Consider the following 10,989-nt stretch of genomic DNA (forward strand, 5'->3'; position numbering starts at 1 on the left):
TAACCGGCTGCCCTCATAATATTGGTAATATATCGGCCCGCAATGCAATAACTAACAGGCCCTGAGGACATCATTCCCGTATGATGTTACAGCAATCATCATTCTCCAGCAGGAAATAAACGACCCGGTATATGGCTAAACGTCGACTCAATAAACAGCAGCAATGGCGCATCAAGAAAATACAGCAGGAGCGGGCCACCCGGGCGGCCAGGAAAGAAGAGTCCATTGGTGAAAAACTGGACGCCGGGGATCTGGGGCCGGAACAGCAGGGACTGGTGATTGCCCATTACGGCCAGCAACTGGACGTGGAAGCCCTGGAAGGGGAAGACACCGGCAAGGTATTACGCTGCTTTGTCAGGGCCAATATCGACAGCCTGGTGACCGGTGACAAGGTCATCTGGCGGCCCGGAAGCGACGGAACCGGGGTAATTGTCGCCCGCTGTGACCGCAACTCACTCCTGCAGCGGCCGGACAACTTTGGTGCTCTCAAGCCCGTTGCTGCCAACATCGACCATATCATCCTGGTGATTGCGCCGGAGCCGGAACCCCACGACAACCTGATTGATCGCTATCTGGTGGCGGCAGAAAGCACCGACATTCCGGTGATTATCCTGCTGAACAAGACCGACCTGATCAATGACCAGAACCGGGAATCCATCGACAACCTGCTGGCCCGCTATGAAAAACTAGGCTATCGCACGGAGCGAACCTCAGCGAAGACTCTTGAAGGCGAGCAGGCGGTTCGGGTGGAGGATCTGGTAAAGGACCAGACCAGTGTCTTCGTGGGTCAGTCCGGAGTTGGCAAGTCGTCCATTATCCAGACACTGCTCCCGGACGAGGCCATACGGGTTGGCGCCATATCGGAAAGCACCGGCAAGGGCATTCATACCACCACCACCGCGAAACTGTTCCACCTCGATTGCGGCGGCGATCTGATTGACTCACCGGGTATCCGGGAATTCGGCCTCTGGCACATGACGCCCCAGGAAATCGAGTACGGCTTCCGGGAAATCCGTGACCTGATCGGCCACTGCAAATTCCGCAATTGCAGCCATATGGGCGAACCGGGCTGCGCAATCGCCCAGGCTGCCGCGGACGGCCGCATCAGTGTGGAACGGATGAAGAGTTTCAAGCGGATCCTGCAGGATATGGCCGAACAGAATGCCCGGGGGCTGAAAGCCGATTAAACGGCCTACCAGTTAAGTTCCCCTTCCCCGGGCTCTTCCTGTTCTTCAGCCCAGTCACCTTCCTCCAGACGCTCCATGGCTTCCTGCTGTTCCTCTTCAGAAGGCGCGGTCAGATCGATGAGGGGCTCATTTGACCGGCTGGCGTTGCTCTGGATGCCCTCCGCCGTCTTCTTGTTCAATACGATGATGGAAATACGGCGATTGACCGGGGCCTGTGGGTCGTCCTGATCGAACAGGACGGAATCGCTCAGGCCCACAACCCGCCCGATCTGCTCTTGCCTGACGCCACCGGCCACCAGTGCACGGCGGGCGGTGTTGGCGCGATCCGCTGACAGTTCCCAGTTGGTATAGCCGGGGCGGCCACTGAAGGGGGTGGAGTCGGTATGACCGGTGATGCTGAGCTTGTTGTTAACGGTGCCCAGTGTTTTGGCCAGCTCGAACAGGATGTCCTGGGAATAGTACTTGAGCTCGGCACGGCCGCTGTCGAACATCGGGCGCTGGGAACGGTCAACAATCTGGATTCGCAGGCCCTCGCTGGTGATGTCGATTAACAGCTGGTCCTTGAACTCCTGCAGGGTTTCGTTCTGCTCGATACGCTCTTTCAGATCCTGAAACAGCTCTTCCATCTGTTGCTGTTCCAGGGTCTGGGACAGTTCCTCAACCACCTGATCTTCAATCTGGATATCGCTGCTCTCGATATCCTCGCTGCTTTCGTTGATGACTGATGCACTGCCTTCCAGGTCGACAGGATTGGGAGACCCGCCCTCGGTAAAGCCGACAGGGTCCTTGAAGTACCCCTCGACCGCCAGCTTCTGCTCCGGGGAGGCCGTGGCAGTCAGCCAGAGCACGAGGAAAAACGCCATCATGGCGGTGGCAAAGTCGGCGAACGCCACTTTCCAGGACCCACCGTGATGCCCGGCGACAACCTTCCTTTTTCGTTTTACGATGATTGGCTGTTCTTCCAAGAAACTGCTCCAGACGGCTCTTATTCAGATTATTTCGAACGCACGTGGTCGTTCAGTTCTTGGAACCCCGGTCGCTTATCCGACGGCAGGGATTTGCGGCCAAACTCGATGGCCATTTGCGGCGCCTGGCCCGACACTGTGGCCACTATCGCCGATTTCACACACTCGTAGGCCTTGAGCTCGTAGCGGGCCGAATGTTCCATGGCGATGGAAACGGGCCCGACAAAGCCATAGCCCATCCAGATGCCCAGGAAGGTACCGACCAGCGCAGCGGCAACGCTAAGGCCGATTTTTTCAGGCCCTTCGGTGAGAAAGTTCATGGTGATGACGATACCGAGAACAGCGGCGACGATCCCCAGGCCCGGTAGCGCATCCGCGATCTTGTTCACCGCATGGGCCGGCTCTTCCAGTTCGTGCTGGCGGCTTTCAATCTCGTTCTCCATCATGCCTTCCAGTTCATGGGTTGCCATATTCCCAGAGCTTATAATGCGCAGGTAATCGGTAATAAAGGCGAGCAGATACTTTGATTTCATGATCGCCGGATAACGGCTGAAAATCTGGCTGTCCTGAGGATTGTCGATGTCCTCCTCTATGGCCATGACGCCCTGTTTTCGGGATTTATCGAAAACCTCATACATCAGGCTGAGCAGGTCCATGTAAAAGGACTTGTTATAGGGCGAACCGGTCAACTGGTTGAGAATGCCCTTGCCGACTTCCTTCACCGTGTGCATGGGATTCGCTATCACGAATGAACCCACTGCGGCACCGCCAATGATCAGGATTTCCGTAGGCTGCCATAACACCATGAGATTACCGCCATGGAGAACATACCCCCCCAGGACGCTTGCAATTACAACAACTGCACCGATTATGAGTAGCATGGAAAGAGAACAAACCTTCTGTGATTGTTATCGGGAAACCGCGACTGAAGCCAGGCTGTCATTCCGCTTTGCACAGATAATAGCAAGCACCGGTCAGAACCGCGAAGGTGTGAAACAATTTCTATACACGCGGCACGGTTTGGTAGACTTTGCTCCTTTGAGCGCCAAGGATCACCCCTGATGTACGACAAGCTTTTTGTAACGGGCCAATACGTAGCACCGCAACTGGCCATTTCCCGCCTTGCCGGCCGCCTCGCAGACAACGAAAGCGTTCCGGCGCTCAAAAATCGCGTTATAAACTGGTTTATCGGCCGCTATGGCGTAGACATGAGCGAAGCACTTGAATCGGATCCTGCCGCCTACCCCAGTTTCAATGCCTTTTTTACCCGTGCCCTGAAACCGGGCCTGCGGCCAGTGGACACACGTGAGTCTGTACTGGTGAGCCCTGTGGACGGCGCCATCAGCCAGTTGGGCAGCATCACCGGCGGCCGGATTTTCCAGGCCAAAGGCCAGTCCTTCAACCTGAATGAATTGCTCGGGGGCGAACAGCAACGGGCCGGCGTTTTTGAAAACGGAGAGTTTGCGACCATCTACCTCGCTCCAAAGGACTATCATCGCATTCATATGCCGCTGGCCGGCACCCTGCGAGAAATGGTCTACGTGCCCGGCAAGCTGTTTTCCGTCAACCCGACAACGGCAGAAAACGTGCCCAATCTGTTTGCGCGGAATGAGCGGGTTGTCTGTATTTTCGACACTGCGGCGGGGCCGATGGCCCTGGTACTGGTGGGAGCCATGATTGTCGGCAGCGTTGAAACCACCTGGGCCGGCATTGTGGCGCCGGGCCAACGCCAGGTTGACGTCACCCGCTACGATGGCCTCCAGAAGCCCATTCGCTTTGAAAAAGGCGAGGAAATGGGACGGTTCCGCCTGGGATCAACGGTGATCATGGTCATGCCCAGGGGCTCGGTTACCTGGAACGGGGACCAGGTCGCTGGTGGCAGAGTGCAGATGGGAGAGGCATTCGGAGAAATCACGCCCGGTCGGCAGGAAACGCAATAACGCCGGCCAGACTCTCCAGCCCCAGTTTCAGCATCAGCAACCGGTCAAGGCCCAGCGCCACCCCTGAGCAGTCCGGCACGCCTGAATCCAATGCTGCCAGAAATGCCTGATCAACGGGCATTTCCGGCTTGCCGGCAGCAAGTCGCGCCTGATTGTCCGCAACAAACCGACGCCGCTGCTCTTCCCCGTCCGTGAGCTCCCAGTATCCGTTACACAACTCTATCCCCTGCACATACAGCTCGAAGCGGTGCGCCTGCAGCAACCCGTCCTGCTCCGACACACGGGCCAGGGCCGCCTGGGACTTCGGGTATCCGGTAACAAACACCGGCCCGAAGTCAGCCAGTGCCGGCTCAACCTGGTAACTCATCAGCAAGTCGAGACAATCGTCCCGGGTAAATGCCTGCAATTGAGCCGGCTCCAGCCACTGCTCACAGGCGGCAGACAGCTCCCTGTCACTGGCCAGAAACGGATCAATGCCGGCAAAACGCAGGAATGCCTCCCGGTAACGTAATCTGCCAGGTGTCTCACAACCCAGCCAGCCGCATACCAGTTCGCTCACTTCCGCCATCAGATCGTCGTCAGTGAACCCGGGGCGATACCATTCAAGGAGGGAAAATTCCGGGTTGTGTCGCCGGCCGAATTCGCCATCCCGGAACACCCGCGCCACCTGATAGATGGGCCCGGAGCCCGCCGCCAGCAGGCGCTTCATGTGATATTCGGGAGAGGTCTGGAGCCAGGCGCCTGTGGAGCTGCCCGCAACCGGCGCCGGGCTGGCAGCGATACTTTCAATATTGGTATCGGTCACGCCGTAACGGCCCAATACCGGCGTTTCGACTTCCATCACGCCCCGTTGTGCAAAAAAACCGCGCACCCAGGCCAGCTGGTGTGCACGGCTTTCGAGGGCAGCCAGGGATGCGGCAGGCTGCCAGCCAGATGTATTGGTTACTCCGGTAGCCAATCAGCCACCTTTGACACGGCTGACGTATTCACCGGAACGGGTGTCCACCTTGAGCACCTCGCCAATGGTGATAAACAGGGGTACGTTCACCACGGCACCAGTGGAAAGTGTCGCCGGCTTGGATCCACCCTGGGCGGTGTCACCTTTCATGCCAGGATCGGTATCCACGACTTCCAGTTCAACAAAATTCGGAGGCGTTACCGTCAGCGGCGCACCGTTGTAGAGTGTTACGGTGTAAACGTCCTGCTCTTTCAGCCACTTGAGGGCATCACCAACGGCCTTGGCGTCCGCCGCGTACTGCTCGAACGAACCGTCGGTTTTCATGAAGTGCCAGAACTCGCCGTCTGTGTAGAGATATTCCATTTCCAGATCGATGACGTCAGCGGCTTCGAGGCTTTCACCGGACTTGAAAGTGCGCTCCCACTGGCGATTGGTCATCAGGTTGCGCAACTTGACCCGATTGAATGCCTGGCCTTTGCCGGGCTTTACGAATTCGTTCTCGAGAATGATACAGGGGTCGCCGTCCAGCAAAACCTTAAGACCGCCGCGGAATTCGTTGGTAGAATATGAAGCCATGAAATTATCACCTGAAAAGATGCGTATAAAAATTCGAAGGTCGCTATGATACAGCGAACCGCCACCCGTATAGAAGCCCGCCCAATCGATCACGACACGCGCAGTTGGCAACAGCTGCTGTCAGCCTCGGTTACAAGCCCGGAAGTTCTGCTCGAGCGGCTGCAGCTTGACCCGGCCACATGGCTTTCCGGTGCCCGGGAAGGTGACCGCCTGTTTCAGTTGCGGGTGCCGGAACCCTACCTGCAGCGAATCGTCCCGGGTGACCCGGCAGATCCCTTGTTACGCCAGATTCTGCCGCTCTCCGCTGAGGCCGACAAGCGGCCCGGTTTTGTTCGCGACCCGCTGCAGGAAAGCGGCGCCATACCGATTGCAGGGTTGATCCGAAAATACCAGAGCCGCGCCCTGCTGATGGTCACCGGGCAATGTGCCATAAACTGCCGCTACTGTTTTCGCCGGCATTTTCCCTATGACGAGAACCGGCTGTCGCCCCGGGACCGGGCGGACGTATTGTCGTCCCTGACTGACGACACCCGCATCAACGAGGTGATTTTCAGCGGCGGTGATCCGCTGGTGGCCAGTGACCGGCTGCTGTCGTCCTGGGCCGAATCCCTGGCGGACATCCCGCACATACGCCGCCTGAGGATTCATACCCGGCTGCCGGTGGTAATCCCCCAGAGGGTTTGTGGCTCGCTTCTCGAGTGGCTTTCCTCAAGCCGGCTGCAGATGGTCATGGTCCTCCATGTGAACCACCCGGCGGAACTGGACAACCACACCCGGCACGCCCTCGGGCGCCTGAAGGCGGCGGGTGTCACCCTGCTGAACCAGAGCGTGCTACTCAGAGGCGTCAATGACACAGCGGACGTACTGGCCGACCTGAGTGAGCGACTGTTTGACTGTGGTGTGCTGCCTTATTACCTCCACGCATTTGATCCGGTAGAGGGCGCTCATCATTTCGATGTCAGTGATGACAGGGCAAGGGAGCTGGTCCGGCAGCTTATCGGCACCCTTCCGGGCTTCCTTGTGCCGAAGCTCGTCCGGGAGGTGCCCGACAAGCCAGGAAAGACCCCCCTGGACCTGTTTGCGTGACACATTTGGCAAATTTGGCCCCAAATTACTTGTTAAACATTGTCAACTCGTGCTTTTCTCGCTTTTTGTTGTGCGTTTGCTATTTTAGAGTGCAAAGAGTGATAACAATAAAAAGCTGTAATTGCAGCGTTTTCCATCTAATACACGCAGGTGCTTGCAGTTCCGGCCTGTGGTTCGTGGTGCAACCCGGAGTACCAACCGTGGTCCAGACAATTGGCGTGAACTCATGGAAGGCATGATCCTGAAACCCGATCTCCGTGTTCCTGAACAGAAAACGGCGAGTCTCTCTTTTTGCCAGACTTCACCTAAAGCCTTCAGGGACTGGGTCAACCAGTTACCCATGGCCAATATTGGCGAGGCCTCGCGACAGCTCTATCACGCCATTATTGAACTCAACCAGCTGTTTATCTCACCCCAGCAACGCCTGCAATTGCTGGAACTGATTCGCCCGAAAATACACTTTGTCTGCTCCGAGCTTTCCAGGCATTACCTGGGCATGGCCGTGGCACTGCCCGAAAAGCAACGCAAGATTGCCAACCTGTCCCAGGCCCTCCAGCTGCACGCCGCCAGTGGTTACAAGCTCTGTGTACTGGAGTTCCTCGATAATGGCGGGCTCGACAAGAACCGCAAAGCCGTGGCTACGGCCATTCACCGGGCAATCTCGGAACTGGCGGCCACGATTGTGCGGTCACACCAGTTGTATTGTCCCAGCCCGGCGCAGAGCTGGCTGGAGTGTCACCGACTGTTCCGGTTTGCCCATCGCAACAAACTTAACGGAATATCTGTCGATGATGAAACCCTGAACCACCGTCGCAACAGTACGGTTGAGGACAGCTACAAACGCATTCTTCTGCTTGGCTGCGCCCGGCCAAACCAGTTGCGCCAGGCAGAACTGGCTCAGGTCTATGAGTTGTTTGAAAACTGGACCCACCTCGTTTCCTGCGGCCCGGATACGGACGACGACAGCCTGTTCGTGGTCAATATGGAACGGGACACCGCGCCCATCTACCGCAGCCTGCTGGAGCAGAAGCCCGGCAACGACAGTTACAACTTCGATACCCGCGAATTGTCGGAACAGATTACCGAATCACTGCATACCCGGAACCAGAAAGATGGCCAGAATGGCAGCCAGCTGGAGCTTCCCTCCCGGGTCAGTGATACCCTGCTGACTCATCTGAGCCAGGCGCTGGGCATTCTGGCGAAGCGCAATTTCAACCGCATCGCCAGCCAGGGAACCCTGGAAATATGCGTGGGGCTGACAGCTACCCACTATTACGTAGCCGGTAACAAGACATTCAACGAGTTCGTCAGTGGCAATGACAATGGCCGGCACGAACAGGACAACCAGTTTCTCCGATCGTCCCGTCGCAGAGAGGATGCCTGGGCCGGTGCCCACGATGCAGGCCCCAATGATGACCCGATTCAGTCTGCGGACACGCCCATCAACTTCCGCAACAGCATTGGCGCCACCCCCGACAGCGAATACGACCGCAGGCGACCCCAGTCTCATCATGCCCTGCTTATCAATACCAGCCCGGGCGGCTACTGTGTCGGCTGGGAAACCAACGTGCCGGCTTCGCTCCAGGCCGGGGAAGTCCTTGGTGTTCGTGAGCAGTCCAATCATCCCTGGAGCATTGCCGTCGTGCGCTGGATACGTCAGGTTCGCAATCAGGGTACCCAGGTGGGCATTGAATTACTGGCCCCCAGTGCTGCGCCTTGCGGCGTAAGGCTGATCCAGAAAGTGGGTAACAGCAGCGAATACCTGCGTGGTCTGCTGTTACCGGAAATCAGTGTGGTTAACCAGGCTGCAACGCTGATTACACCACGGCTGCCGTTTCAGTCCGGGAGCCGGATATCCCTGCTCCATGACGGCCGGGAGGATCAGGGCACCCTCTCCCGCAAGATCTCGGCGACCGGAAGCATCAGCCAGTTCGAACTCAAGCTCCAGAACGGCGGAACGACAACCGTGAGCCACTCGGCGCCTGCAACGGGCACCAGCGAGGATGAGTTCGATTCCCTGTGGCCGTCACTTTAAGGTTTGATTTCAGACAATCCCAAGCGCCACGACCGGCGCCAAGGGTTGTTATTGAACAGTAACCCCTGCATCATTCAGCGTTAGTGGAAGACCGGCTCTACACTCATTAAACCGGCCGGCACAGACAACGCGCATCACGAGACACCTGACGAATGCAGAAAAAGAACGCAACCGTACACCTGCTGATCCTCGACCCCTCACAAAATGACGCTGAAACCCTCGTCAGCCTGCTCCGGAACTCGGGCAAGGCCACGAGGGCCCACCGTATTACCTCCGAGGAAGACCTTGAGGAGACTCTGAAGGCGGGCAACTGGGATCTGTTACTGGCACGGGACGAAGCTGACCAGGAATTCGGACCGGATGGCGCGCTGGCAATGATTCGCCGGATGGACAAGGATATTCCGTTCATTCTGCTGACCACGGAATTCAGCCGTGAGCGCACCGTTGCCATAATGAAAGCCGGTGCCCAGGATACGGTGCCATTCGAGAATACGGATCAGCTTGTGCTCGTGGTTAACCGGGAACTGAGTGCCCTGGAGGACCGCCGGAGACGCAGAACCCTCGAATCCCACCTGAGGGAGGCAGAGCAGCGTTGCCAGTTGCTGCTGGAAAGTTCCAAGGACGCCATTGCCTACATCAACGATGGCATGCACATCTACGCCAACCAGTCCTACATGGAGTTCCTTGGCTACGACGACATTGACGACCTGATCTGCATACCGGTACTGGATACCCTGACGCCGGAAAGCCAGGAAAAATACAAGGAGTTCATGAAGTCCTTCGCCGAAAGCGGTGAAGACGGCGTGACCATGAACTGCGTGGCCCGCCGCAGCGATGACCAGGAACTCAATGTCACCATGTCTGTGTCTGCAGCCACCTATGATGGCGAGACCTGCACCCAGATCGTGATCCAGCCGGAACACAGTGACGCTGAACTTGAAGAAAAGATCCGCCAGATCAGCAGCCAGGATCTGCTGACCGGCCTGTACAACCGTCAGTACCTGATGGATGCCCTGGGTCAGGCGATAGCGACAGCCGGCAAGGACAACCAGACCGGCGCACTGGCCTACATCGCGCTTGATAATTTCATGAGTCTGAAGGGCCAGGTGGGCATAACCGGCGCTGATCTCATGCTGGGTGACCTGGCAACCCTGCTCAAGGAGCAGACGCCTGAGAACATGATCCTTGCCCGTCTGAGTGACGACGCTTTCTGCCTGCTGTGCCAGCCCTGCGAAGAAAAAACCATGGCTGAGCTGTGTGAGACCCTGTGCAAGAAGGTGGAGGATCACCTCTTTGACATCAACGGTCGCACCGTTCAGCTGACACTGAGTATTGGTGTGGCAGCCATCACGGAAAACGCCCCCAAGGCCCCTGACCTTATGGGACGGGCCCATACCGCGTCTTCGGAGCTCAAGAAGAAAGAGGGCCATGAACAGGGCAACGGCGTACTGGTCTACAACCCGGCCGATTATGAATCCCTGGATGAAAGCAACTCGGCCGACGCCATACAGAAAGCGCTGGACGATAACCGTTTCAAGCTGCTGTTCCAGCCCATTATCAACCTCCGGGGCGAGGGGGAAGAACACTACGAGGCCTTCGTCCGGATGCTGAACAAGGATAACGAGGAAGTATCCCCCTACGACTTCCTGCCCCCGGTCGGGCCCTCGGAAATGGCCATCAAGATCGACCGCTGGGTTATCCTGCAGACCATCAAGCAGCTGTCCAGCCACCGTTCAAGGGGCCATGACACCCGGCTGTTCCTGAACGTGACAGCAGAGACCCTGGAAGACAAGACATTCACCCCCTGGCTGAGCGTGGCGCTGAAGGCGGCTCGCCTGCCGGGAGATTCGCTGATTTTCCAGATTCGCGAAGGCGACGCCAACAACTACATGAAACAGGCCAAGGATTTTGCCAAGGCGGTTCATGAGTTACACGCCAAGGTCTCCATCTGCCAGTTCGGGTGCGCACTGAATCCGTTCAATACACTCAAACACATTGATGTGGATTACGTGAAAATTGATGGTTCGTTTACCGAAGAGGTTCAGAAAAAGGACGAAGCCAAAGAGGAGGTCAAGGAAATGATCAAGAGCCTGCAAAGCGCCGGCAAGCTGACCATCGTACCGCTGGTAGAGAATGCCGGCGTACTGGCTACCCTGTGGCAGGCCGGCGTGAACTACATCCAGGGCTACTACCTGCAGGCACCGGTACCGGAAATGAACTACGATTTCGGCGACCAATAGGA

General features: G+C 57.3%; 9 protein-coding genes. 5 read left to right on the forward strand and 4 right to left on the reverse strand.

Translation table 11 applies throughout. The features are described from left to right. Positions 1-131: 131 nt before the first annotated feature. Positions 132-1,187, forward strand: coding sequence for a small ribosomal subunit biogenesis GTPase RsgA (gene rsgA / locus HLUCCO03_RS07800; protein ID WP_027832745.1), 1,056 nt, complete (start codon positions 132-134; stop codon positions 1,185-1,187). 5 nt (positions 1,188-1,192) lie between these two features. On the opposite strand, the gene motB is transcribed toward rsgA, so the two are convergent. Together motB and motA are read right to left on the reverse strand one after the other, a co-directional pair. After that, complete coding sequence (gene motB / locus HLUCCO03_RS07805; RefSeq protein WP_027832746.1) at positions 1,193-2,152, reverse strand: flagellar motor protein MotB; 960 nt, start codon at positions 2,150-2,152, stop codon at positions 1,193-1,195. 29 nt (positions 2,153-2,181) lie between these two features. Beyond that, the gene (gene motA, locus HLUCCO03_RS07810) at positions 2,182-3,033 is read right to left on the reverse strand and encodes a flagellar motor stator protein MotA (protein WP_027832747.1); all 852 of its coding nucleotides are present in this window, start codon (positions 3,031-3,033) and stop codon (positions 2,182-2,184) included. 180 nt (positions 3,034-3,213) lie between these two features. Here motA and asd point away from each other — a divergent pair, with 180 nt between their 5' ends. After that, on the forward strand, positions 3,214-4,092 hold the full coding sequence (gene asd / locus HLUCCO03_RS07815; protein ID WP_027832748.1) for an archaetidylserine decarboxylase: 879 nt from the start codon (positions 3,214-3,216) through the stop codon (positions 4,090-4,092). On the opposite strand, the gene epmA is transcribed toward asd, so the two are convergent. Beyond that, positions 4,064-5,050 (reverse strand): EF-P lysine aminoacylase EpmA, encoded by a 987-nt coding sequence (epmA, locus tag HLUCCO03_RS07820; protein ID WP_027832749.1) that lies wholly within the window; start codon positions 5,048-5,050, stop codon positions 4,064-4,066. The two genes, asd and epmA, sit on opposite strands and share 29 nt — an antisense overlap. After that, a complete protein-coding gene (efp, locus tag HLUCCO03_RS07825) occupies positions 5,051-5,626 on the reverse strand; it encodes an elongation factor P (protein WP_027832750.1) in 576 nt (191 codons plus the stop codon). Positions 5,627-5,671: 45 nt separating this feature from the next. On the opposite strand from efp, the gene epmB reads away from it, so the two are divergent. The 3 genes from epmB to HLUCCO03_RS07840 all read left to right on the forward strand — a co-directional run bounded on the left by epmB (position 5,672) and on the right by HLUCCO03_RS07840 (position 10,987). Further along, on the forward strand, positions 5,672-6,712 hold the full coding sequence (gene epmB / locus HLUCCO03_RS07830) for an EF-P beta-lysylation protein EpmB (protein WP_027832751.1): 1,041 nt from the start codon (positions 5,672-5,674) through the stop codon (positions 6,710-6,712). A 226-nt stretch (positions 6,713-6,938) separates the two neighbouring features. Then, on the forward strand, positions 6,939-8,747 hold the full coding sequence (locus HLUCCO03_RS07835; protein ID WP_027832752.1) for a hypothetical protein: 1,809 nt from the start codon (positions 6,939-6,941) through the stop codon (positions 8,745-8,747). 152 nt (positions 8,748-8,899) lie between these two features. Beyond that, positions 8,900-10,987 (forward strand): EAL domain-containing protein, encoded by a 2,088-nt coding sequence (locus HLUCCO03_RS07840; RefSeq protein ID WP_027832753.1) that lies wholly within the window; start codon positions 8,900-8,902, stop codon positions 10,985-10,987. Positions 10,988-10,989: the final 2 nt, after the last annotated feature.

It is taken from the genome of Marinobacter sp. HL-58 (genome assembly GCF_001314605.1).
GTDB lineage: Bacteria > Pseudomonadota > Gammaproteobacteria > Pseudomonadales > Oleiphilaceae > Marinobacter.